We start from the raw sequence: 25263 nt of genomic DNA on the forward strand, positions 1-25263 counted from the left end.
CCTCCTGATGTGGGATTTTAAGGGCTGTAGACCCGTTACGTACTCCCATCGTACAGAGGCGCTCTTTTTTATTCAAATTCCAAATTATTCGTTTCACAGGAATTCTAACGGGACACAATAGTTCAACACAAAACGGCAGCCGTCATTGCGCTAATAGGCAGTATTGCGTTGAAACCACATCGATTTAAATTATTCTAATTATGGAAATGTTGAATGGAGCTTAAAGGAGGGTTTGGAATTGATTCTTAAAAGAATAACGGTGCCTGTTCCCAGCTTTCTGTCCAAAGATGCCATAGATAAGTTTCTGTAAGAAAAGCGATTAGTATAATAATAAAAAACTTATATTGACTTAGGATAAGCGCAGTAAAAAGAATAATAATCGGCAGGTAATAAAGATATATACTTGTGAGAATTTCTTCATATTCACCTAGAGAAGTTAAACTAAAAATAAGAACGAGATAAGCAAAGATGAGATATACAACACCAAGTATTGCACCAGCAAGTACACCGAGTATTAACGTTGTTAAATATTCAAGAATCTTCATGTGTAGTCCTCGCTTTCTATAAAGCAAGTATATATAACAACCGAGTTATCTATCAGTACTAACTTTATCTAGTACCTTGCAGTTATGCTGAAATTGCTTAATTAAACGTATTGAAATAATCCGATAATTTGCACTAACGCTACGTTAATTATAGGTGTAATATGCTCGAAAAAAGAACTCATAAGAAGAGAGCAAATTCTGTTCCAACATTAACACGGATGAAGTCATGGGTGGCTATATGGCATAGACCGCATTGTATTATTCGGGGATATATCAGAACCCAGTGCTCTGGATACGGATCAATTGTCTTGGTGGAGGTATCAAATGGAGCCCACTCATGTTTATCCTTCCTTCGCAGGCTTTCCAATTTATGAAAAAGAAGGTTTAACCATAATAAAAGATAAATTGGAGAAAGGTTATTTAAATATTGGAGAGGTCGCAGCGGCATCTACCGCATCGCCAGTTGTTTCAAAAGTAAAGTGGAAAGCAAATCATCCTAATGACGGATATTTTCCACAAATCTATGAGTTGGCTGCAGAATACCGTGTACCGATTCTTTTACATATCGATCCACCGAATGGGTCAGCAATCGTACATCTAGAGGAAGCGCTTAATCAGCACGCGAATACGAATATCATCTTTGGTCATGCCAATGCTTACAACGCTCCAGAAAACATTAAAAAGCTATTGGAAAAGCATTCGAATTTATTTATTGATTTTTTTCCAGGATTTACTTCATATAACCGAGACAGCAGTAACAAATTGGCGGATTTCATACCGCTAATCGAGCAATTTCCTGATCGATTTATGTTATCTACAGACTCGGGATATGGTTTGACAAGGGAACAAGCAGCGAAGGCACTTTACGAAACAATTGATTTACTTTCCCCTGAAACAGCACTTAAAGTTGCTTTTCAGAATTATGAAAGATTAATAGAGCTACAACCACCTACAGATACACAGATTAAAAAGATAACAGAGTTGTCAGCTAAGCTAGGTAAAACAGAAAAATATCGTTTAAATAAACGAATGGCGAACGAATTGATTTTTAAGTTGGAAACTGAGTGAAGGAAAGTAATACTTGTGCTTGTCATGATGCAGACAGAGACCCTATGAAAAGCAACAGACAGTGAAAAATGTCGAGTGAAACTTCTGGACGTTTGATCGGCAGCTTTTGTTAAGTTAACGGACAGTATAAGGTAGTGTTCTTGAGTTGATAATGAAGGATACAACACCACATTAAAGAAATAGAAAATGAACCCAAAGGAAATCACAGGAGCGAGATCATGACAATGAGGAAAATGATTAAGTCCATACTTGTAAAAGTAGTAATCGCTGCTATCTTGACAATCATACTCAGCGCTGTTCTTTATTTTTTAGATCTTGGCCCGAATCCTGTTGGAATTTTTATCGTTCTTATGATTATACTCTTCTTTTGGGATTGGATATTATGGGGAATTATTAATCGATGATTAAATAGATTAAACGAAGGAGTACGATAGCGGAGGAGCTTGCTTGTTGGTGGGCTTCTTTTTTATTTCGAAGGCTAACGAGGAGGTAACAATGAAAAAACCATTTATTCGAGCTCTCGTTGTAGGATTCATATTTGTAGTCGTTTTTTATGCTTTTCAGATTATTCAAGGGATGTATCTTACAATGAACTATGCTCCAAATATTGTTGAGACATATGAGTCAGTTGATTATCTACAGGATGAAGTTACATTTGGAACTATCCCAAGCACCATGTGGAGAACGATAGAGAGCTTGGGAATAATGCTGCTCGGCGTACTTGTTTTTTATACTGGGAGGGTATTAAGAAGGAAAAAATAGTTGAATAGCAGCTATTCAATCCTCTGATCCTCTTCCCCGCCATAAAGTCTAAACGTAGACGGTGATATGCCAGTAATCGACTTAAAATGCCTACTAAAGTAATGAATAGAGGTATAGCCCAGTTTACTTGCAACAACCTCAACTTTTTCTTCTTTTAAAAGCAGCTTCTTAGCCAATTGGATTCGTTTATGAATCATGTATGGCTTCGGTGAAACATCCATGACTTCCTTAAATAACTGAGAAAAATAGATGTGATGATAACCGCAGCTCTCCGCTAGTTCTGTTATACTCCATGCACGCTCGGGGTGTTCCACGATCATTTGCAGGGCATTTTTAATCATGCTTCGTTTCGAGCTATGTGTGGAAGAAACGTCTAATTCACGACGTATAATTTCGGTTAAGATTTGCACCATAAGTCCTCTTAATGCGAACGCGTAGCCATGCTCCTCTTCTTTGTATTCCTGAACAATCTGATGAAGAATCCGTTCCCCTTCCATGAGTCTGAAATGAATAGGGACGGTGATGCTGCCATAACCCTCAACGTCAAGCGTGTAACGCTGCGCTGGTTGATACGGTGGGCTCCCCGTGAAGTATTTTAGCTTAGGGCCCGGATGAATGGGCTCTGGAGATGGACGATGCCAATCAAAGTGGAGGCTGATAAATGTGACTGATTTATCAGGATGAACGGATAGCTTGTGCGGCGTATCTGATCCTAAATAAGCGCATTCACCTGGAAGAATCGCATATTCATCGGAGCCAATAAATAAATCCATGCGCCCAGAGACTACATAAACAAGCTGATAGTCTGGAATGGTTCGAGGTCCGTAAAAAGTACCTGGGGGAACGGTTTGCATATTGGCATAGTTCACAGCAGGAAGTAATAAGCCCATCGGTCCAAGCGGGCGAGAAAGTTCCATTTGACGTTCTCCTTATCCATCTTTTATTCTTAAGTAGTTCGCTGCCTGTAGGTAAACACCTTTGGAAAGTACAACTAATTCTAATCTTTCCTGCAACGACTTGTAAGCAGTACGCTGTTACACTTCATTATGTAAGCAATAACAGTGGCTATTAACAAATCGTGGATGGGGGATTAGTATGCTGACAGTGGAACAGGTGGAAGCGTTTGAGCGTGATGGTTTTGTAAAAGGTGAGGTTGTGCTTAACGACGAAGAGGTTGAGCTTTTACGTCGTGAGTTGGATCTAGTGCTGGAAGGCAAAACGGTGAAAAAACCGGTTTTGAATCGTAATTTATTGGACAAAAGCGAATATGGTATGAGTATGGAAGCGAATGAAACCATCGTTCAGGTGGTAAACATTTGGATGGCCAGTGATCTTTATTTGCAGCATGCAGCGAATCGCACGTTATGTGAAGATGTTGCACAACTTGCAGGTACGGACACATTGCGAATTTGGCATGATCAAATTCAATACAAGCCGCCTGTCACAGGTGGGCCTACGAAATGGCATCAGGATCATCCCTTATGGCCGATCATTAAACCTTCAGAGCTAATCAGCGCCTGGGTGGCGTTGGACGATGCGGTTATTGAGAACGGTTGCATGTGGATGGTGCCTGGAAGTCATACGTGGGGAGATCACCAAAGACACTTGCTTCACGGCCCAGACCATATGCCGCAGCATAAGCGTCCTGAATTACTTCCCGAAGGTGTCGAGATCAAGCCAGTACCGTTCGAAATCAAGAAAGGTCAAGTAGGCTACCATCACTGTATGACCTGGCACGGATCTTTGCCTAACCACTCACAGATGAAACGGCGTGCGATTGCGGTTCATTATATGCCGGGTAACATTCGTTACGAGCCCGTTGGCAATCACCCCATGAGTAAACATATTCATGTTCAACCAGGAGATCTTTTGACTGGAGCAGATTTTCCCGTTGTTTATACCAAATAAAGGAGTGAACGTAGATTGGAAAAAGTAGCTGTGCATGGTTTGCAAGTTGGTAATACGTCCCACGCTTATGAAGTCATTCCGAATTGGGCAAAAGTACCTGAGCATGTGACTTTGGGTTATTCTCACGGTATTGTCGTAGATGAGGCGGATCGGTTCTACTTGTTCCACACGGGGACACCATCGGTCGTCGTATTTGATCGTAATGGGGAGTACCTGAGTGCATGGGGAGAAGAGTTCGCGGGAGGCGCGCACGGCTTTTATCTTCATAAAGAAGCGGGCGGCGAATTCCTATACATAACGGACACAGCCCAAAGAATAACGGTGAAGACCACATTAACAGGTGAACACTTGTTAACGATCGGCACACCAGATTTACCGGATATCTATGACGATGAGCGCAAATTTGTACCAACGGATGTGGCTGTAGCGCCAAATGGCGATATTTATATCGCTGATGGGTATGGACAGAGCTGGGTACATCAATATAATGCACTTGGCGACTATATCCGCTCTTGGGGAGGAAAAGGCAATGAAGAGGGGCAATTCAGTTGTCCGCATGGTATTTCCATTGATGTGCGCCGAGGAGAACCAGAGATTTATGTAGCGGATCGCGGCAACCATCGTATCCAGGTATTTACGCTAGACGGTGAGTTTAAGCGCAGCTTCGACCATGATATGGATATGCCTTGCAGCTTCTATTTCCACAAGGATGAGATGTATTTCCCGGACTTATATAGCCGTGTAACGGTATTTGATAAACATGACCGATTAGTCGCCCACTTGGGTGAGGATCGTCAAGCGAAATCACAGCAAGGATGGCCCAATGTAGATCAAGGCTATCTACGTGCTAACAAATTTAGCTCGCCGCATGGGATTTGTGTAGATTCCCGTGGCGATGTATACGTAGCCGAGTGGATTTCGGTCGGACGATTAACGAAGCTGGAGCGTAAAAACGGATAGACTTTTACAAGTGATTGTTGGGGCCGTAAGCCCTGATAATCACTTTTTTTGTTGCACCGCTACGCCTTGAATGTAAGAAATGTGATCTAAGCGAAAAAGTGTATATTGAATCGGGAGGAATCCCACGATATGATGGCTCCAGAGTTTGTATATTTTGTGCAAAAATCAAGATTCGAGCGAAGTGGAGATGGTTCGGTTGACGCAGGAGTGGCAAGCAAGTTGGTTGACAGATCGTTCTTTTATAAATTTGAAAAAATCCTATCTCTTCCATAAAGAGCTCGAAACGGTTGAAGTCGAACCACATGATCCAGAATTGCAACATCACCATTGGTATGCAAGAACCGTAATTACGTTGGATGAAAAGGTATTGAATGAAGAAGAGATCTGGCTTAACCTGACGGCAGATGATTATTATAAGCTGTACATCAATGGCGAGTTCGTTGCTCAAGGGCCTGCTCAGAGTGATGCGAATCATTACTATTTTAATCGGATAGATGTACGTTCGTATTTAAAAGTCGGGGAAAATGCAATTGCTATTCATGTCTATTATCAAGGGTTGTTAAATCGCGTTTATAACAGCGCTGACTACCGGCAAGGTTTCGTAGCGGAGCTGTGGGCAGGCGAGAATTTACTAGTTAAGTCTGATCGTACTTGGAAAGCGAAACGAGTTCATGATAATCAGCCCGGTGTGAAATTCGGCTATGAGACGCAATTCACAGAGCTTTTGGATGCCAGGCAATCGGAGCGGGGCTGGACAGAAGTTGGCTACGACGATTCAAAATGGGAACATGCGGAATCAGCGGAGCGTACCGATTATACGTTTGTGCAGCAGCCGACTCCGCCGCTTGCTGTCTATAAGAAGCAGCCTTCGCGTGTCGAACTGCTTGCGCCAGGTCATTATCTGATCGACTTCGGGACCGAGCTGACAGGCCAATTCGCCATGAATGCCCATGGAAATGCGGGAGAACAAGTACATATTTTTTCAGGGGAAGAATTGATGCCTGGAGATCAAGCCGTTCGCTACGAAATGCGCTGTAATTGCCTTTATCATGATCAGTGGACATTATCGGGTGAAGTAGATTACTTCGAAACGTATGATTACAAAGCTTTCCGCTATGTGGAAGTGCAGGGACCCGAGGAAGCGCTGCGCCCGGAATCCTTCCACGCCGTAGTCAGACATTATCCAATGGATGAGCAAAGCTGTCTGCTTCACAGCTCAGATGAACTGATGAATCAAATTTTTGACATTTGCAAAAGCGGTGTCCGCTATGGTTCTCAGGAGAATTATGTGGATTGTCCGAGCCGAGAGAAAGGTCAATATTTGGGCGACAATACGGTTATTGGTCACTCCCATATGCTGCTCAGCGGGGATTTACGGCTGTATCGCAAGGCGATTGAACAATTCGGTCGTAGTTCGTTTGTGTGTAAAGGGATCATGGCTGTTGCACCCGGACATTTCATGCAGGAAATCGCTGACTTCTCATTGCAGTGGCCGCTGCAAGTCATGACATATTACCGTTACAGTGGGGATGCGGAATTTCTTCAGGAGATGTACCCGTATGCGGAAGGTTTGCTGCAGCATTTTGAGCAATTTGAGCGTGAAGATGGATTGCTTGAGGGCGTCACGGACAAATGGAATCTGGTTGATTGGCCGCAAAACTTGCGTGACAACTATGATTTTGAACTCTCCAGGCCGGTCGCTCCTGGCTGTCATAACGTCATCAATGCTTTTTATATCGGTTGCCTAAGCAGCGTAAATGAGATGCGGGAATTGCTCGGTGTTGCCTACGAGAATCGGGTGCCGCAATTAAAGAAGAGCTTCATAAAGGCTTTCTATGATGAGAAGAATGGGTTATTTAAAGATTCGGAGCAGAGCACGCATCATGCCTTGCATGCCAATGTACTCCCTCTGCTGTTCCATATCGCTCCGGAGGAAGCTGTCAGTACGATTGTCGGTTTGATCCGGACCAAGCGATTCGCATGCGGGGTTTATTTCTCCTATTTTGTCATGAAAGCTCTAGCGGAGGTCGGAGAGTATGAGTTGATCTATGACTTGCTCTCATCCGACGATGAGCATTCTTGGGGGAATATGCTGAAAGAAGGAGCAACCACGTGCTTTGAGGCATGGGGGAAAGATCAGAAATGGAACACCAGCCTATGCCATCCTTGGGCAAGCGGGCCGGTTCCCGTACTGATTGAAGACATTATCGGAGTAAAGCCTGCGAAGCCGGGTTGGGAAGAGATTGCTTTTCGTCCGAAGCTTCCGGCGACTTGGACGTCGTTTTCGCTGCAGTTGAATGTGCCGACGGGCACGATTCGGCTTCGTTATGAGAATGGGGAGTGGAGCGAGAGCTTCCCGGAGGGTGTTGCTGTTATACGGGGATAAATAAGCCATATCGGACATTAGGAGCTCGCTGGATGCGAGCTCTTCTTGCGCTTTATTTGTCACCTGCTATGCTGGCTGATCTATATGCACTCGGACTGACCTTCATCAACTTCCGAAATACCTCCCGGAAATGAGCAGTATCACGATAGCCTGCGCTTTTAGCGATATGAGCTATTTTGTCATCTGTCTCAAGTAATAAGCGGCAGGCGTATTCAATACGTTTGAGTTGTAAGTATTCCGAGAACCCCATACCTGCAGCTCGCCGAAACACACGGATAAAATGTCTGCGGCTCATGCCCGCTTTAATGGCTAGTTGTTCAACAGTCAATGCTTCCGTCCTATGTGAATCGATGTACGCTAATATCGTGGATAGCTCCGTGTAACCCTTAGGCTCTTTCTGAGAGTAGTCTTCAGAGTTCAATTGGCGGGCTAATCTCACTAGTAGCTGCATCAGGCTGGCAAATAAACTTGTTTCATAGCCGATTTTCTTTTCCACAAATTCACGATACATATGCTCGAACCAATCCCCCAGCTCCATACCTTGATCAAAAAGAGTCGTATGCGTTCCCGGATCGCTGGTAAACACCGTGAATATTTCGGTAACGACGCCGTAGCGTGACAGCCAGTCGCCAAGCTCAGTCAGGAATTCTGGACGGATGCAGAGATTGTAGACGAGGGGTCTGTTTTTGGCGGAAGCACCGCTGGGGCGTATGATATGTGAGGTACCGATAGGCAAAATATATAAATAGCCCTTGCTCGTCCTCTCCACGCGATCACCCACGTAGTGGTATCCCTCGCCTGACATCACGTAAACCATTTCAATATACGCATGATCATGCTCCCTCAGCTCAAACCCTTCCTCCCAACGGTTCAGAAATAAGGGAAAGTCCCCTTGAAAATGCTCTGAAATCGCTGAATGAAAGGCTGGCGCGCGCCGTGCTTTTTCCGAAAGAGCTTTTTCTATTTTGTCACTATTACCCATGCTAGATGTCACTTCTCCCTGCATTATATCCTGTTAGCCTATTATACAATCGACCTTATAAGAAGCGAAAGGGGCTATCTATTCATGGAAAAGCAGAAGAAGCAAGAGGCAACTTGGATCTGGTATCCTGGCGATTTTGAGATTCGATTGCATGAAAAAATGTCGGTCAAACGCAGCGCTCGCGGGGTAGCGTATCCGGCTTTTTGGCGACTAGACCGCCACTATTCTAACATCAAATTTCGATATAGATATGATCTGCCGCAAGAGGAGCAGATTACGATTGCTGCTGAAGGTACATTCTCTCTATATATTGATGGTAAAGATAATTATCGCTCGAATGATGCCGTGATGACATTGCCGGCTGGCCGCCACGAGATCAGCATCAGTGTTTTCAACGATTATGAAGTTCCCGCCCTTCGCATTGAAGGTGAGCATATTGGGACGGATGCAAGCTGGGAAGTCACTTCTTATCAAAATGATTGGGTGAAGGCTGGAAGCTGGACGTTCGATTCACTGGCTGATCGGCCATCGATGTTCAGATTATCTCTTTCACCGCAGGAGCCTGTCTCCAAGGAGATTAGAGATGGTCATCTGTTGCTGGATTTTGGCAGGGAAACATTTGGTTACCTTCGTTTTCACAATCTCTCAGGCTCAGGACAAGTTCGCATTTACTATGGGGAATCTATGGCGGAAGCACTTTCACCAAATGAATGCGTAACGCTCGATAAATTCGATGCTGAAAGCGCGGCGGGTGCTGCTGGGGAGGGGATCTACATCCTGGAGGAGGCTAAAGCATTCCGTTATGTATGGGTTCATGCCGATCCAGGTGTGAGCTGGAACCGAATTTCTATGCTATATGAATATGTGCCAGTGACTTACCGCAGTGCCTTCGAATGTTCGGATCCCACCTTATCTGAAATCTACAACATATCTCTGTATACGCTGCATTTGAACACACGTGAGTTTTTCCTCGACGGAATCAAACGGGATCGCTGGGTTTGGTCAGGGGACGCCTATCAGGCGTTCTTAATGAACTATTACAGTTTCTTCGACCTTGACGTTACCCGCAGAACGCTGGTTGCCCTTCGGGGGAAGGATCCACTTACCATGCACATCAATACAATTTTGGACTATTCGTTCTACTGGTTTATTTCACTTTACGACTATTATCTGTACACGGGTGATTTTGGTTTCATCCAGCAGTATTATGACCGTGCAGTAAGCTTAATGGCGTTTTGTTTGCAACAGCTTAACGAAGAGGGACTCGTCGAAGGAAGAAAGCAGGATTGGGTTTTTGTAGATTGGGCTGATCTTGATAATACCGGGGCAGTTAGTACCGAACAGATTCTGCTCGCACGCGGACTTGAGGCCATGAGTTTGTTCGCTAAGCATATGGGGGAAGAAGCGGCTGCGGCCACCTACGGATCATTATCTGAAAATATAAGAGAGACTACGCTCCGTCTGTTTTGGGACGACACGAGGGGCGGATTGCTGCATCACCGGGTTGAAGGTGAAACGAAGTCCATGCTGACGAAGCATGCGAGTATGTTCGCGATGACCTATGGCTATCTGACCCCAGAGCAACGGTCTAGTGTGATCCGTCATGTTTTGCTAAATCCGGATGTGCCTCGTATTCGGACGCCATACATGCGATTTCATGAGCTGGCCGTGCTCTGTGAAAGCGGGGAGCATGATTATGTGCGCAGAGAGATTCTTTCTTACTGGGGCGGCATGATGGAACGGGGAGCAACGTCCTTCTGGGAGGAGTATGACCCGTCCGCGACAGATGATGAGCATTACGGCATGTATGGGATGCCTTACGGGAAGAGCCTTTGTCATGCTTGGGGGGCCAGCCCGATTTACTTGATCGGAAGGTATTTCCTTGGGGTTAAGCCATTAAGTCCTGGCTATGAAACCTTTGTCGTGGAGCCACATCTCGGCGGACTAGCGTGGTTGAAAGGAACGGTTCCAACGGCCAAAGGGGAAGTAGAGATCGATATGAATGAAGATCGTATTCGCGTACGAGCAACGGAAGGGCAGGGCTTTCTTCGCTATCAACTAAACGGTGAGGAAGTAGAAGTGGTGATTCCAAGTGACGGAAGTTGGCTGGAAGTTCGGCTAGATGGATAACTGTTTTAGCATTCGTCCAAAATCTCAATGTCAACTTGACCACATCTTCACCTCATCTTGACATGCACTCCTTATATTAATACCTGTAGCAGCAAACAAAACTAAGAAAAGAGGTATTGAACATGGTAAAGAACAAAACAAAATTATTCACTACACTTGGTATATCAGCAATTCTATTAGTAGGAGCTGCTAGTGCATATGCAGCGAATGCATCAAATTCAGCAACAGCAACCCCAAAACTTGTAGCTGAGGCAGTACAAGCACAAGTTCAAATGCCAGCCAATACACCAACACCTCAAGAAGTTGAAGCCGTATTAAAAGGTGAACCAACACCTCCCAATATTAAAGTAGAAGGTTTATTTTCAAAAGATGGTAAGCCTGATCATACGGCAGATTTTTTTCTAAACGATGAAAAATTAATCTCGCTATTAAACATGAGCACGCAAGAATTGAAACAAGAATTAGCAACAGGTAAATCTGTCGTTGAGATTGCAGCTTCCAGAAATGTTTCCAAACAGCAATTGCTAGATGTTATTGGAAAAACACAGGTTGATGCACAAATTAAGGCTGAAAATAAAGGCGAAGTTCCGAAAAGCGGCAGCACGATGGAAAAAGATGTTTCAAGAAAAGTGCAGCAAGTCATCGAACATAAAACGGGTACCGAATGGACTAAATAGTCGGTTCAACAAAAAAAGGAACAGTTCTGCCGAGTGGCAGCTGTTCCTTTTTCTTTACGCAATCTTCATCTGGCTATGTTACAAATAAGTAGGTAAGAATAGTATCCATATACAACGTAGGAGCAATCATATGCAAAAGACGATTTTAATTGTAGAAGATGAAGATATTTTACGTGAAATTATTAAAGATTACCTCATAAATGAAGGCTATCACGTATTAGAGGCGGCCGATGGGAAAGAGGCTTTATTATTATTTCAAGCCCATGACGTTCATTTAATTATGTTGGACATTATGCTGCCAGAGCTGGATGGTTGGGCTGTGTGCAGACGAATAAGAAAATCTTCGAATGTCCCGATCATTATGTTGACTGCAAGAGTGGACGAAGATGATACCTTATTAGGATTTGAGCTTGGTGCAGATGATTATGTCACGAAGCCATACAGTCCAGCTGTCTTATTAGCCAGGGCCAAACGACTGATCGATAGCAGGAACAGAGAAGAACGACAATCGGACGCCCCTATCCCTCACGCCAGTAGCGATGCCTTATCTACAAATGGGATTCAGATGAATCTTTCTTCTAGATCCTTGACTGTAGAAGGGGAACAAGTTCATCTCACCTATACAGAATTCCAAATTTTATCCTACCTCATGCAAAATAAAGGCATTGTCATTTCGAGAGATCAACTTATTTCGAAAATTTGGGGCTATGAATACGAGGGAGATGATCGTACAGTGAACACGCATATCCGTAACTTAAGAAGTAAGCTCGGGAATAAAGCGAAGCTGATTACGACGATTGTGAGGACGGGCTATAAATTCGAGGGTAACGCATGAGAGCGAGTATTGTAGTTAAACTATTTTCGCTGACGACGCTGTTATGCCTATTCATCTTAACTACGATTTATCTGGGGCAAACGATATTTTTTAAGCAATATTACGCAAACCGAAAAGTGAACGACATTCAAACGAACATCCAATCGTATAAAGAAAGTTATTTGAAAAGTGGCGGGGATGTACTTGCCATTCAAAAGTTGGAACAGGATTTTTATAGGGAAAATAATGCCTGGATTACGACATTAGATAGCTTTGGGAACCTTAAAAATATGAATGATTTTTATGTGGAAGTTAAAATGGATACAGCTAAAACTAACGCAGAATTCGCTGGTAAAACAATGACAATTCCGCTTTATCATATCATGAACATCAATGAGATTTTATCGAGCACGCCAAGTAAAGCGAAATCCCTTCTAATTGCGAAAGCACGTGTTGCTATTGCGGCGTATAAAAAGGATTTAGCATTAATTCCATACCGCGTACAGTTAGTGGGGAATGGAAACACAATGTGGGAGAACGAGAAAATTTCTAAAAAGATCTATGATATGCAAGTTGATATTAAATTTAATAAGTCGGAGAAACCAGCAATTCCCGAGATTTCACTCAACGGTACGATTACCAAAGTTCTTATCCCAACTGGAAGCGAATCCTCCAGTTTTATTTACACCAACAGTTTGTTTATGGAGAGATTGAAGGATTTTCAAACGAATTTACTCTTCGATGGTGCGAAAATCAGCGATACGTCCATGCAAATACTTGATTTTACGCAAAATGACGTGAAATACAAACTGTTCATCGACCCGATGAAAGATCAAGATGGAACCATTCGATATATTTTCTCCATGGCCTCGTTACAACCCGTTGATGAAGCTGTGCAGATGCTCGAAGATTATTATGTGTACTTGATTGGGCTAGTTATGCTTCTTATTGTTCTTGCTGCTTGGTATTATTCGAGAAAGATCGCAAATCCCTTGCTGCAAATTAATAGGACGACGAAGCGGATGGCAGGTTTAGATTTTTCGGAAAAGATTGCCATTCGATCCAATGATGAAATCGGCGACTTGTCTCAAAGCATTAATTCGTTATCCCAATCCCTGCACTCCTATATTGAACAGCTGCAGAAGGATATTGAGAAAGAAAAGCAGTTGGAAAATACACGAAGAGAATTTATTTCAGGGGTATCCCACGAGCTAAAGACGCCGCTAAGTATTGTGAAAAGCTGTATTTCGATTCTGAAGGATGGCGTTGCTACGCATAAGAAAGATTATTATTTTGATGCTATGGATAAAGAAGTAGATAAGATGAATCTGTTGATTGTGGATATGCTGGAGTTGGCCAAGTTTGAATCAGGCACCTATACCATGAAGATGGAAACGTTCAACATCGACAAGCTTATCGAGGACATTTGTGAAAAACTATCCGTGGAGTTCAGCAGTAAACAACTTCATGTGCATACCGAGCTTGCAACTGTTGCAGTCCTGGCAAATCAACATCGGATCGAGCAAGTGTTTACGAATTTTTTAACTAATGCGATTCGCTATACGCCAGAACAAGAGCATATTTTCATTTCCATGCATGAAGAACCCGATCAGGTTAAGGTGTGTATCGAAAATAAAGGGGCTCACATTCCAGCTGATCAACTGGATAAAATATGGGACCGCTTCTATCGCGGAGATGCAGCACGCCACCGCGCACAAGGCGGAACGGGATTAGGTCTTGCCATATCGAAAAATATTTTGGAGCTACATGGCGTGCCCTACGGCGCGGCGAACACGGAAGACGGGGTTTTGTTTTTCTTCTGTTTAAATAAATAAATAAGGTTCACAAGTAATAACCACAATTCATGTCGTGAATGTTTAACGTCATGAATTGTGGTTATTTTTTTCGTCCAATCTTCATCTTATCTTTATTTTAAATCCGCTGGACCTTCATCCGCCTCTATTAAACTAACTCTATCAAATGAATTTTCGCTAGATAGAGTTTGATTACTGAGAGGAGAATTGTGTCATGAAAAGGAATATACTGCTGGCCTTATCTACGATCCTGGTATTTGTTTCGGCCTTATATGCATTCAATGTACAAGCCAATAGTATTATTAAAAATGAAAGTGTGAATAGCGAAGCTATGCAGAAAGAAAGTCGCATTTTAGATGGGAAAACGATTGTCATTGATGCTGGACATGGTGGTAAAGATGTGGGTGCTACGGGTCAGACAGGCGTTTTGGAGAAAGACATTACGCTCCAAACAGCTCTTCGTATCAAACGAGAGTTAGTAGAGAAAACGGGAGCTAATGTCGTTTTGACACGTGATAAAGATGAATTTCTAGCTTTACCAGAGCGGGTTGAATTTACCGACATTCATTCAGCAGATTTGTTTATTAGTATTCACTTTGATGCGTTTACAAGCCATGATGTAACAGGCATAACAACCTATTACAACAAATCGGAAGATAAGCAGGTAGCCAAGATGATACACGAGCAGCTATTCAAGCAAAAAATAGAAACAAAAGATCGAGGAGTTGCTCAGGGTGACTACCATGTACTTAGGGAAAACAATAGCCCTTCCCTTTTACTTGAGCTAGGTTATTTATCCAATCGTGAGGATGAACAAAGAATTCAAACGCAAGCTTTTCAAGATAAAGCAGCGACAGCAGTTACTGATGGGATTATTGCTTTTTTGCAATAGACTTACCACAGCAACTGATCCCCTTGGTAATCGATCAGAGATAGCTTTTGGTGGGGCCAATCAGGGGCTAGCCGCTGCTCGATGAGGTTGAGAATATGCTGTGCAGACTGCTCGGGGGTCAATTTGCCGGATGAATCCAGCTTGCCCTGCATATAAGATTGGACATGCCCTGGATGCAGGACGACTACTTTGCCGCCTTGCGGCGAAATCTGATTATGAATGAGCTGGGATTGCATGTTAAGTGCAGCCTTGGACATGCAGTAAGCAAACCAGCCAGTTCGCTGGCTGGCTCCGATGCTGCCGGCCTCGGACGAAATGTTAACGATGAGCTTATCTTTGCTTTTTAAAATAAGATCAATCAGCCCATTCGTCATCCGCAAAGCGCCTAGTGTGTTTACGCGGTATACGCGCTCCATGTCTTCAAAATCCAACTGATCCTGAACGGTGGTAGTGATGTTCCCTAGGATGGCACCATTATTAATGAGCAAATCCAATTGTTCAGTCTCCGCCGCGACCGTAAGCAACGCTTCCTGCACACTGTTCTCGTCAGATATGTCCAAACGAATCGGGCGCAGCCGCTTGCCGTAGGAGAGCGCCAGCTCCTTTAGCGCATGACATTCTTGTGCATATTGTCCTGCCCAGACGTAATAGCCTTGCGTCAGCAGTCCTTTGACCAAGGCGAGGCCAAGTCCGCGGTCTGCCCCTGTGACCAGGGCCCATTGATTTATTTTCATAGCAGAAGCTCCTTTGCTAATTTGATTACATTCTAGTTCAAATGTGCAAAGAGAGCTATGATCAAATGGAAGGAATATATGGTACAAAGTCATATTTAAATATCAAGCTTACGGTTACCTAGCCATTTCACCATTTCAGGATCGCGATGCGAATAGAACAGGCTCTGTTTGAGCCCTCTCGTTTGAAACAGTGATTTCAAGCTAAATCTAGAGAAGTCATAAAAACAATAATCGTGTCACGTCCCCCGATAGAGGGATTCTAACTACTGCACTATACTTGAGGGTGAATACCGTTTTTTACTAAAAAGGGAGGTATTGGAGACTATGATTCACCCCTCAATATACGAGCAGTTGGCTGATGGCAGCCCCGGAATCGGCAATTGGCTCTTTCGGAAAGATCGGGAAGCCGTACGTAGTCGAATTATGTCTGAGCCCGAATTCCAGCCGATTCTTGAACGATTGGCTGCGGATGGAGAACGATTTCTCAGTCAGCCTATTACTGAATTGCCATGGACGCTATTCCGCCGTGTTTGGGAGGATGGCTTTCGCAAAACATATGAGCCCGTCTATTTCTCCAGGAGACAACGACTGACGACATTTGGCTTGTTGAGCTGGCTAATGCCTGAACGCTCCGATTACCTAGACGGACTTTTGGACACGGTGTGGGCCATTTGCGGAGAATTTTCCTGGTGCGTGCCGGTCAGTTTTGACAGCCCGCCTGGACTCAGAGCGGAGGGATACTCCGTACATGAGCAATATGTGCCGGATCCGGGAATCGGGATTGAGCTGTTCGTTGCGGAGACTGCTTTCGCACTCGCTGAGGTGATGATGCTGACGGGGCATAGTTGGCCGGAGACCGTACGCGATCGTGTAAAGAGAGAAGTTTACCGCCGCGTGTTTGCACCTTTTCTAGTGAACGATTACTTCTGGGAGCATGTGCGCAATAACTGGGCGGCGGTGTGTGCCGGTTCGATCGGTGCAGCAGCCATCTACTTAATAGAGGATAAGCAGGAATTGGCTCTCGTATTGGACAAAGCGCTGCCGACGGTCAATTTATTCCTAGAAGGCTATGGAGAAGACGGAGCCTGCTTGGAAGGATATATGTATTGGGGATATGGATTCGGTTTCTATACGTATTTCGCAGAGCTTCTCTCCCGGAGAACCAACGGGGCAATAGATTTACTCGCTGATCCTAAGGTGAAGCAGGTAGCCTTATTTCAGCAGAACTGCTTCCTTCACGGTCGCAAGATCGTTAATTTTTCCGATTCGCCCGAGGAATGGGATGTGTACATCGGGCTGACCCATGAAATGGCACGGAGGTTTCCGGAAGTGCAGCTCCCCGAATATACGTTTCAGGATAAGGCGGTTTCCGATCATTGCGGCCGATGGGCACCTGCGTTTCGCAATTTGATTTGGTACGAGCCGAGGACGCAGGGGGAAGGATGGAAGGAGGATTCGATATATCTGGCGGATGCGCAGTGGATGGTGTCGCGGGTCGAGAAGAAGGTTGGGAAGTTCAGCTTTGCCGCCAAAGGTGGTTACAATGATGAGCCCCATAATCATAATGATGTTGGGCATTTCATCGTCCTAGCTGGGCAAGAGACGTTCCTTGCTGATATCGGAGCTGGGTTATATACGAAGCCGTACTTCGCACCACCTACGAGGTATTCCTTCATTTGCAACAGTGCGCTGGGGCATTCTGTCCCTATTATAGATGGCGTTAGCCAACAGGCTGGTGCAGCTTACAGAGCAACCGTACGACAGGCCGAGATTACTGCCGACTATGACCGGTTCGTCGTAGAGCTGCAGGATGCCTATGATATCCCGGGACTGCTAAAGCTGGAGCGAAGCTGGACTTGGCGAAAAAACGACGGACTGCCTAGGTTGGAGCTGGAGGATCAATATGTGTTCTCAGAACGAGCTGGCGCTGCGTTAACCGAGCGTTTCATTTGCCAGGTGAAGCCTGTGGTTGCGGGAGCTGGTCGGGTCGAGCTTGTGGGCGCTGCATTCAAACTTGTATTGAACTATGACGAAGCGTTGATGGAGCCGGTCGTGGAGCCGCTGCCTTCCTTGAATCATTTTGGCCAAGAAAAGCTATTCTATGCGTTGGATATGAGGGTGCGCGTAACGGACGATGTGGAGCGAAGGTTGCAATTCGCGTTTCAATTTGAACAGCTTGATATTTTGGGCAAATAATTCCAATCAGAGTGACTTATCTCACATACACACCATTTTCTTCGACCTATAATGAAATCATAAAGGACGAAGGAGATGGTTGAAATGATGAAATGGGTAAGAGAAAATAATTACGCAGCAATACTTTTGACAATCATTCGTTTGTATGTGGGTTGGGAATGGATGATAGCGGGATGGCATAAAATCACAGGTGACAAAGCGTTCGACGCTACAGGCTATCTAACAGGAGCCATTGCTAAGCCTGTTCTCGAAAGCGGGACGACGGATCCGCTATATGCGAATTATGTAGCCTTTTTAAAAAATATCGCACTTCCGCATGTAGGCTGGTTTAATGTTCTGGTTCCTTGGGGGGAGCTCTTAGTTGGGGTGGGGCTACTGCTCGGGGCATTGACGACGGCGGCTGTGTTCTTCGGCTTACTGATGAATTTCATGTATATGTTTGCAGGCACGGTTAGCACGAATCCATGGCTAGTGCTCTTCGGATTCATGATTTTAGTAGCTGGAGCTAATGCCGGAAAATTTGGTGTGGACCATTTGATTCTTCCTTACCTGCATAGAGGGTTCGATAAGCTCTTAGAGGTATGTCATTTGAAAACAAAACTTAGATGATGAGGTCTAAATCATTGATAAACCTATTCTTTTCTCCGTCGCTGAGAGGAAGAACAGGTTTTTTTTTATTATTGGAGTTCTGGGAGGTGTGACATTTTTCACATACAGTTGAACATTTTTGGACTAAAGTAACATGTACAGAGATAGAAAAAGGAGAAGTGATGGGTATGCTTTCTGGAGTTATTTTGGCTGGTGGAGCAAACCGTCGAATGAACGGAGAACTGAAGGCCAGTCGAGCGTTCTGTTCGGATTATTACGGATTTTTTCATGGGATACGGGTTGCTTGGAGGCATGCATGCCGCATTATCGCTTGCAAAACACGCTTCCGTCTGGATCGTCGGGTGTGACATGCCCTTCATATCCAGCTCAGCGGCTCAATTGTTACTGGATAGAAAGCGGGATGGATTCGAAGCGGTTGTCCCTAGGGTGGATAGCCAGCTGCATCATTTGCACGGTATTTATGATCGAGCCTGCGCGTCCCACATCGGACTTCTCTTACAGCAAGGGCAAAGCTCGGTTTCAGCCCTGATGCAGCGTGTTTTTTGGAGTGAGGTAGGGGATCGGTTTCTGGTTGAAAATGGTATTGATTTGAGGTTCGATTCTCAGATCAAAACTATGGAGGACTATCAGGCCTTGGAGCGCATGAATGTCCAGTAGAAGTGTGTTCTCAAGACGAAGAGGAGGGGCTGTATATGGCAGGAATTGCATCTTTAAACCCAGTGGAGCTTGAATATGCGGCAGATCGGTTAAGGGCAGAGCATGAAGAATTGAGGAGCATCCTCCGGATCATGGAAGCGGGGGCTAAGGAAGTCATTCTTTTGGATAACCCTGTGGAGGGCATGGAGTTGGTTCGAGACCTCAGAAACCAGACTTCGTTATTTGTAAAGGCGCTAAAACGACACTCAGAATGGGAAAAGCATGATTTGTTTCCGTTCCTGTCAGGGTACTTTCATCGTGAATCTGTACCCTCGATCTTGCCCTCATTTTGGGTATTGGAAAAGGATCACGAATTGGGTGTGTCATTTATCCAATCCTTTCTAGAAGTGAGTAAGGTGGTCCCCCTGCTGGCAGGCAAAAAGAAATTAACGGAAGCCGCAGGTCATCTGGTGCAGGCATGCCTAATACTTAATGACCATTTGACCATGGAGGAACAGCTTGTTTTTCCATTAACTGAGAAAGTGCTGACAGATTTAGAATCCTTTTTTTCATAAAACTTGATCGAGTTACCGACTGAACTTACATGCGGCAAATTTCTACGGGGCAATTCTCGCAGTGGCAGATCTCGCGGAGGTACGTCACATTTTTAATGACAATTTGACCATGATCGTACTCAACGGCATCTTCCTTCTTCATATCACTTAACATGCGATTGACGCTTTCCCGCGTTGCCCCGATCATATCCGCCATTTCGGAATTGTTAATTTTATAGTTAATGTGGATATGTTCACCTTTGGGTACACCGTACGAATTACTTAACCGTATTAATAATGAACAGAGCGCCCCGGGCTTGCCGTACATCATTAAATCGCGAAATTTCGTTTCTGTCATGCGGTGCATAAGCCCCATCCATTTCATAAATTCAATGGCGAGGTCTCCGTGCTGCCATAGCAGGACTTCGAGGTCTTTTCGCTGAATCACACCGAATTCACAATCCTCTGTGACTTCGGCGCTGAAGCTCTGCAAAGAGTTTTGAAAAGGATCGATTTGACCGAATAAATCACCTGTTTGATGCAGATACAGTATAAAGTTTTTACCCGTTTCAGATAGCTTGGTAATCCGCACGCCGCCGTGGATGACGTAATACATGCGATCCGCGAGATCGCCTTCCCTGAACAAGAAATCTCCCTTGGCAGCGTGTTTCCGATACATGATGCCTTGCAGTTTTGCGAAATTTTCTTCAGAAAAGAAATTCATCATACCTGTCAACTCCTCGATGGTTCGTTATTATCCTCATCATAACGTTTTTGATGTATTTTCGTTATCGGGGGTTCTACTGATCTTTGAGGGAAATATTCCCCATCTTCTGTGAGGAAAATCACAGGTTGAATCCTGTTTTCCTGATAGGGAAATCAGGGTTTTCCCTGACTTACAAGACGGATAGAAGCATTTACAATAAAAGTAAGGAAACATCCACAATGAAAATAAGGAAATATCAACAATGAAATAAGGAAACATCAACAATGAAAATAAGGAAATATCCACAATAATAAGTAAGGCGATTCTGCATTGTTGTTTCGAAACGGAGGTGGCCTAAATGGCGATAGACGAGGTAACCATGTTAGCAAAGCTAGAACGATTGCGAAGCTTGACGTCATGCGATTTCATGGCACTTGCCCTTCTCGAAGAGCATGCTGGCCGCAATCGTTGGACATATGTAATCGGCAGCAGCAATGATCGATATCAACAAATGGTGATCCAAAAAGGCCAGGGATTAGCTGGCACTGCTCTGCGTTTAGGCCGCTGGGTTAAGCTCGATGATACCCATCCTCAGCGTCATGAAGAAAGGCTTAATTGCCCGCTCATGCTCGCCGAGCAATTGCAGACGGCAGCCGTATTTCCACTCATGCCTGTCGCTAGCTCGCAGATCAAGGGTTTGCTCTTCATCGGCAAACGTGAACAAACCAGATTTGAACACGACGAATTGTTGGCGGTTCAATATAACCTCGACACGTTGGCGGCGTATCTTTTCGGGGTGTAGGGCGCTGAGGTACATGCGTTAGTCGATAAAATCGACTAACAGCTCGCTGAAGCGGCCGTCACGCTCGCGTAAGTCGATAAAATCGACTAACAGCTCGCTGAAGCGGCCGTCGCGCCTGCGTAAGTCGATAAAATCGACTAACAGCCTGCCGAAGCAGCTGTCGCACCCGCGTAAGTCGATAAAATCGACTTACAGCCCGCCGAAGCCACCGCTCCCTTACAGGGATCCATTTATTTTGTTATGATGAGACTATAAGGGGGTAGAGTACGCTGAAAATTCTTGTTGTAGATGATCACGCCGTAGTGAGATCCGGTTTAATGATGCTGCTCCATGGCAAGCATGGTATGGAAGTCATCGGGGAAGCTGCTGACGGTGAAGAGGGGATTCAGGCGGCTCAACTGCTGAAGCCGGATGTGGTCTTGATGGACCTGAACATGCCTGCTGGTATGGATGGGTTGACTGCGACGACGGAGCTGCGGCGGTTAATGCCCGACTTGGCTATTCTCATATTAACGATGCATGATGATGATGAATATTTATTTAGAGCCATTCACGTAGGCGCTTCGGGTTACATTTTAAAAAGTGCACCGCACGAAGAGTTACTGACAGCGATCCGCTCTGTTGCAGCGGGGAATGCCTATCTATATCCGACAGCGACGAAGCGGCTCATGAAGGAATATATCGAACGGTTGAACCAAGGCGAAAATGTCGACACCTTTGAATCACTTTCCGAACGTGAACGGGAGGTTCTTGCTTTAATCGCTAAGGGGTTCTCCAATAAAGAAATCGCGGAACAATTGATCATCAGCGTCAAAACCGTGGAATCCCATAAAAGCAACGTCATGGAGAAGCTAGGCCTGAAGACAAGACCAGAGTTAGTGAAATATGCGGCGAAGAAAGGGCTGTTGAACTTTGAGTAAGGATTTGGACCGGGAATATCCGGAAGTCATCGGCGAAAATGTAACGGACTTGCTAAGTCGTCTTGATGAGCATATCACGGACTCGTTGTTTCAACAGGATTTGAGGCAGTCGCTTAAACAATTAGCCAATATAAAATTTGCCCTCGATGAATCCTCGATCGTAGCGGTTACGGACCATAAAGGGAAAATTCAATATGTGAATGATAAATTTTGCGAAATTTCCAAGTATGCGCGCAGTGAGCTTCTCGGTTTAGACCATCGGATTATTAATTCCGGTTATCATGGAAAAGATTTCATGGCCGACCTCTGGCGAACGATTTCTTCCGGGAAAGTATGGCGTGGCGAAATTAAAAATAAAGCCAAAGACGGCAGCTTTTATTGGGTAGACACAACCATCGTGCCATTTATCGATAACCAGGGCCAAACCCACCAATACCTAGCTATTCGCAATGAAGTCACGCAGCTAAAGCGGGTGGAAGAAGAGCTCCAACTGATGATGTCGCAGGTGTTGCAAATTCAAGAGGAAGAACGGAGAAAGTTTTCCCGTGAGCTGCATGATGGGATCGGTCAAAGTTTGTTTTCCTTGTTGATCCAGATGGATCGCTTGATTGGCGAGGGAGAAACCGATCAGTCGGAGCTGACGCGGCTTCGGCACAATGTGACAGGGATCATCGAAGAGGTGCGAAGCCTCGCTTGGCAAATACGTCCTTCTGTTTTGGACGATCTAGGCGTTATACCTGCGATTCGTACGTATATGGAGAATTTCACGGATCACCATGGCATACGGGTAGAGCTGAATAGTCAGTTACGTAGACGGCTCGGAGCACTGGAGGAAACCACCATCTATCGCGTGATCCAAGAGGCGCTTACGAATATTGCCAAGTACGCCGGCGTATCCGAGGCAAGCGTTGACGTTAAAGAGATGAATGGCGTTGTCGAGGTTCGAATAGCGGACAGTGGGAAAGGCTTTGCCAGAAATAGCAGTGCCAAAGGGGTAGGCCTTTTTAGCATGGAAGAGCGAGCAAAAAGTATTGGCGGCAAACTCACGATCGACTCAGTAATTGGCGCAGGGACGACAGTGACATTGATGGTTCCCGTGAAATAGGTCAACGTTACTTCATCCCCCTCGGCTGACATTCCCTCGCACTCCCAGCTCTCTTGCAAACTGTTTAGAAATCCCCAATTTAGTCGGGAATTGCCGAACTAAATTGGGGATTTCGTTCGGAAAGGCATGTTTAGTCGAATTCTACCGAACTAAATGCCCACTTTTCGCGGGAAGAGGTCGGTAGGGGAGATTTAGGTGGGCTAAATCGAACTAATTGACCATTGTTGCTGCAGAGAGTGGAATTAGTTCGGCTAAATCGGACTAACGCTCTCGTTCTTGAAGGACGGCGTAGCCGTTTATTTACCACATAAGAAAGAATAAGTTTTCGGTTCCCGAAAACCGCTTTCTTATTGGCGATAAAACCTACCTCTAAACGCGGTCGCTCATCCCTGAATGGCCTCGATAGAGGTTTTCTCATACTACCGCAGGCCTGTGACATATGTCACAGAGAACTTTTAAAAAAAGCAGTACAGTATAGATAAACGGTGAGGAGCTGAAGATACATGATTACATGCGAACAGTGTGGAAAGACGAATGGGTCAAGAAAGCTAGGCGACAGTTGGATCTGTGGGGATTGCAAAATAGGTGATGTCAAAACGACCCTCATAAATAAATCGGGCAAAGTTACGATAGTTAGAGAAAAGATAGTGGGCTATGAATTCGATGACAAGTCAGGGACTAGTGGTGCTCAATCATGAATTTGAGTTTAGTCAAAAAAATTGTCATCGGTATCGTTATCGTATCTATCGTCACGTATGGCAGCAGCGCATTTTTTATTTTCTATTTAAAAAATATCATTGCCCCAAGCATGGCCGAATGGTTATATCTCTCCATCATTATGTTGTTGGGCATTTTTTGGACAGGTTTATTGGGATGGTTCGGCGCTACCTGGTTTACAAAACCACTGCTCCGATTGACTGATGCTGCTAACGAAGCCGCTACCGGCAACTTGCAGGTAGAAATTCCAGCTTACCATTCGAATGATGAAATTCGCTTGCTTAGTGTATCTTTTGAGACCATGATTGGCAATTTGCGGCAAATGATTACGGACATATCGGCTAGTGTTTCGTTTACGGACAGCCATGCAGGTATCTTAAGAAGCGGGATGGATCAGGCTGCCAAACAGATTGAACTCACAGCCGGCGTTGTTGAAATGATTTCAAACGGTGTATCGGAGCAAGCTGCATCTACGCAAGGAACGTTAACTGCGGTCGAGCAGATTAAACAAGCTGCGGATGAAATCGGGACGAAAGCCGGAGATTCGCAGACGATTTCTCAGGAAACATTGAGAACCATTAAGGAAAGCGAGGTTATCGTGCGTTCGCTCGTACAGGGTCTGCTGAACCTGGCTAATTCCAATCTGGAATCCATTGGCTTCGTCAGGGAGTTACACGATAATGCGAAGGAAATCGGACATATCACGCGGGTTGTTGGAGATATTGCAGAGCAAACGCATCTCCTTGCCTTAAATGCTTCCATTGAAGCAGCAAGAGCAGGGGAGCACGGTGCAGGTTTCATGATCGTAGCGGGCGAGATTCGGAAGCTGGCGGAACAAAGCGCCAAAGCGGTGAAAGACATTAACCAGTTGACGACACGGATTGAATTGGATGTAGCGGGCGTTGTAGAGAAAATAACCGATCAAGAACAACTCGCAAGCCGTGAAGTTGGCAAGGGTGAGGAAGGCAAGAAAGCTCTGAATCAGATTAACCGAGCTGTATTGGATACCGTACATACGGTTGAAACGATTGCAGCCTGTGTGACAGATCAGATTCAGAAGATTGAAAGTGCCTTAATTCAAACGAACGAAGTGGCCGAGATTGCTACTCAGATTTCCAAGGAAACGAAACAAGTTTCTACGTCTGTTCAGGAACAGATGGCCGTTATGGAAGAGCTCTCTGCCTCCTCGGAAATGCTGCGATGTCAGGCAGATCAACTGAAATCCAAAATTAATATTTTTCAAATATAAAGAAATCCAAGACTGTAATCACACGAGGAAGTGTGCATACAGTCTTTTTTTATGTGCTGCAGTTTAATTCGATAAAAAGCGGATAGGTCATAAATGA

22 protein-coding genes and 1 pseudogene are annotated in these 25263 nt (G+C 44.8%); 18 read left to right on the forward strand and 5 right to left on the reverse strand.

The annotated features are described in order from the left end of the window. Positions 1 to 245: 245 nt before the first annotated feature. A complete protein-coding gene (locus AC58UX_RS26565; RefSeq protein ID WP_497258344.1) occupies positions 246 to 545 on the reverse strand; it encodes a hypothetical protein in 300 nt (99 codons plus the stop codon). Between the two features lie 324 nt (positions 546 to 869). Here AC58UX_RS26565 and AC58UX_RS26570 point away from each other — a divergent pair, with 324 nt between their 5' ends. Next, the gene (locus AC58UX_RS26570) at positions 870 to 1613 is read left to right on the forward strand and encodes an amidohydrolase family protein (protein ID WP_497258346.1); all 744 of its coding nucleotides are present in this window, start codon (positions 870 to 872) and stop codon (positions 1611 to 1613) included. A gap of 495 nt (positions 1614 to 2108) precedes the next feature. Further along, a complete protein-coding gene (locus AC58UX_RS26575; protein ID WP_497258348.1) occupies positions 2109 to 2375 on the forward strand; it encodes a hypothetical protein in 267 nt (88 codons plus the stop codon). Between the two features lie 11 nt (positions 2376 to 2386). On the opposite strand, the gene AC58UX_RS26580 is transcribed toward AC58UX_RS26575, so the two are convergent. Further along, positions 2387 to 3292, reverse strand: coding sequence for a helix-turn-helix transcriptional regulator (locus tag AC58UX_RS26580; protein WP_497258350.1), 906 nt, complete (start codon positions 3290 to 3292; stop codon positions 2387 to 2389). Positions 3293 to 3470: 178 nt separating this feature from the next. Between AC58UX_RS26580 and AC58UX_RS26585 the strand changes: the two genes are divergently transcribed. From AC58UX_RS26585 to AC58UX_RS26595, 3 genes are all read left to right on the forward strand, one after another. Further along, the gene (locus tag AC58UX_RS26585; RefSeq protein ID WP_497258352.1) at positions 3471 to 4283 is read left to right on the forward strand and encodes a phytanoyl-CoA dioxygenase family protein; all 813 of its coding nucleotides are present in this window, start codon (positions 3471 to 3473) and stop codon (positions 4281 to 4283) included. A 15-nt stretch (positions 4284 to 4298) separates the two neighbouring features. Then, the gene (locus tag AC58UX_RS26590) at positions 4299 to 5243 is read left to right on the forward strand and encodes a 6-bladed beta-propeller (protein WP_497258354.1); all 945 of its coding nucleotides are present in this window, start codon (positions 4299 to 4301) and stop codon (positions 5241 to 5243) included. Positions 5244 to 5397: 154 nt separating this feature from the next. Next, on the forward strand, positions 5398 to 7629 hold the full coding sequence (locus tag AC58UX_RS26595) for a family 78 glycoside hydrolase catalytic domain (RefSeq protein ID WP_497258356.1): 2232 nt from the start codon (positions 5398 to 5400) through the stop codon (positions 7627 to 7629). A gap of 52 nt (positions 7630 to 7681) precedes the next feature. Here the strand turns inward: AC58UX_RS26595 and AC58UX_RS26600 are convergent, their stop codons facing one another. Beyond that, positions 7682 to 8611 carry a helix-turn-helix domain-containing protein gene (locus tag AC58UX_RS26600; RefSeq protein WP_497258358.1) on the reverse strand — a complete coding sequence of 310 codons (930 nt, stop codon included), beginning with the start codon at positions 8609 to 8611 and terminating at the stop codon, positions 7682 to 7684. Between the two features lie 84 nt (positions 8612 to 8695). Between AC58UX_RS26600 and AC58UX_RS26605 the strand changes: the two genes are divergently transcribed. The 5 genes and pseudogenes from AC58UX_RS26605 to AC58UX_RS26625 all read left to right on the forward strand — a co-directional run bounded on the left by AC58UX_RS26605 (position 8696) and on the right by AC58UX_RS26625 (position 14938). Continuing rightward, positions 8696 to 10741, forward strand: coding sequence for an alpha-L-rhamnosidase-related protein (locus tag AC58UX_RS26605; protein ID WP_497258360.1), 2046 nt, complete (start codon positions 8696 to 8698; stop codon positions 10739 to 10741). A gap of 329 nt (positions 10742 to 11070) precedes the next feature. Next, positions 11071 to 11418, forward strand: a pseudogene (locus AC58UX_RS26610) (hypothetical protein); the annotation flags it as partial. Between the two features lie 130 nt (positions 11419 to 11548). Further along, the gene (locus tag AC58UX_RS26615) at positions 11549 to 12253 is read left to right on the forward strand and encodes a response regulator transcription factor (RefSeq protein WP_497258362.1); all 705 of its coding nucleotides are present in this window, start codon (positions 11549 to 11551) and stop codon (positions 12251 to 12253) included. Beyond that, positions 12250 to 14067 (forward strand): sensor histidine kinase, encoded by a 1818-nt coding sequence (locus AC58UX_RS26620; RefSeq protein ID WP_497258364.1) that lies wholly within the window; start codon positions 12250 to 12252, stop codon positions 14065 to 14067. The genes AC58UX_RS26615 and AC58UX_RS26620 overlap by 4 nt, the downstream gene beginning before the upstream one ends. A gap of 193 nt (positions 14068 to 14260) precedes the next feature. Then, positions 14261 to 14938 (forward strand): N-acetylmuramoyl-L-alanine amidase family protein, encoded by a 678-nt coding sequence (locus tag AC58UX_RS26625; RefSeq protein WP_497258366.1) that lies wholly within the window; start codon positions 14261 to 14263, stop codon positions 14936 to 14938. 2 nt (positions 14939 to 14940) lie between these two features. On the opposite strand, the gene AC58UX_RS26630 is transcribed toward AC58UX_RS26625, so the two are convergent. Then, positions 14941 to 15672 carry an SDR family oxidoreductase gene (locus tag AC58UX_RS26630; RefSeq protein WP_497258368.1) on the reverse strand — a complete coding sequence of 244 codons (732 nt, stop codon included), beginning with the start codon at positions 15670 to 15672 and terminating at the stop codon, positions 14941 to 14943. Positions 15673 to 15996: 324 nt separating this feature from the next. On the opposite strand from AC58UX_RS26630, the gene AC58UX_RS26635 reads away from it, so the two are divergent. The 4 genes from AC58UX_RS26635 (at position 15997) to AC58UX_RS26650 (ending at position 19688) form a co-directional block, all read left to right on the forward strand. After that, the gene (locus tag AC58UX_RS26635; protein WP_497258370.1) at positions 15997 to 17868 is read left to right on the forward strand and encodes a heparinase II/III family protein; all 1872 of its coding nucleotides are present in this window, start codon (positions 15997 to 15999) and stop codon (positions 17866 to 17868) included. 84 nt (positions 17869 to 17952) lie between these two features. Beyond that, positions 17953 to 18477, forward strand: a complete 525-nt coding sequence (locus AC58UX_RS26640) for a DoxX family membrane protein (RefSeq protein WP_497258372.1) — start codon at positions 17953 to 17955, stop codon at positions 18475 to 18477. A 249-nt stretch (positions 18478 to 18726) separates the two neighbouring features. Further along, positions 18727 to 19134, forward strand: coding sequence for a molybdenum cofactor guanylyltransferase (gene mobA, locus AC58UX_RS26645; RefSeq protein WP_497258660.1), 408 nt, complete (start codon positions 18727 to 18729; stop codon positions 19132 to 19134). Positions 19135 to 19169: 35 nt separating this feature from the next. Next, the gene (locus AC58UX_RS26650; protein WP_497258374.1) at positions 19170 to 19688 is read left to right on the forward strand and encodes a hemerythrin domain-containing protein; all 519 of its coding nucleotides are present in this window, start codon (positions 19170 to 19172) and stop codon (positions 19686 to 19688) included. Positions 19689 to 19713: 25 nt separating this feature from the next. On the opposite strand, the gene AC58UX_RS26655 is transcribed toward AC58UX_RS26650, so the two are convergent. Continuing rightward, a complete protein-coding gene (locus tag AC58UX_RS26655) occupies positions 19714 to 20394 on the reverse strand; it encodes a Crp/Fnr family transcriptional regulator (protein WP_497258376.1) in 681 nt (226 codons plus the stop codon). 337 nt (positions 20395 to 20731) lie between these two features. Here AC58UX_RS26655 and AC58UX_RS26660 point away from each other — a divergent pair, with 337 nt between their 5' ends. From AC58UX_RS26660 to AC58UX_RS26675, 4 genes are all read left to right on the forward strand, one after another. Next, on the forward strand, positions 20732 to 21175 hold the full coding sequence (locus AC58UX_RS26660; protein ID WP_497258378.1) for a GAF domain-containing protein: 444 nt from the start codon (positions 20732 to 20734) through the stop codon (positions 21173 to 21175). Between the two features lie 269 nt (positions 21176 to 21444). Continuing rightward, complete coding sequence (locus AC58UX_RS26665) at positions 21445 to 22095, forward strand: response regulator (protein ID WP_497258662.1); 651 nt, start codon at positions 21445 to 21447, stop codon at positions 22093 to 22095. Next, positions 22088 to 23200: a PAS domain-containing sensor histidine kinase gene (locus AC58UX_RS26670; protein ID WP_497258380.1), complete on the forward strand. Its 1113-nt coding sequence runs from the start codon at positions 22088 to 22090 to the stop codon at positions 23198 to 23200. Before AC58UX_RS26665 ends, AC58UX_RS26670 begins: the two co-directional genes overlap by 8 nt. A gap of 694 nt (positions 23201 to 23894) precedes the next feature. Continuing rightward, positions 23895 to 25166, forward strand: coding sequence for a methyl-accepting chemotaxis protein (locus AC58UX_RS26675; protein ID WP_497258381.1), 1272 nt, complete (start codon positions 23895 to 23897; stop codon positions 25164 to 25166). Positions 25167 to 25263 lie beyond the last annotated feature (97 nt).

The organism is Paenibacillus sp. J22P90, from assembly GCF_059692195.1.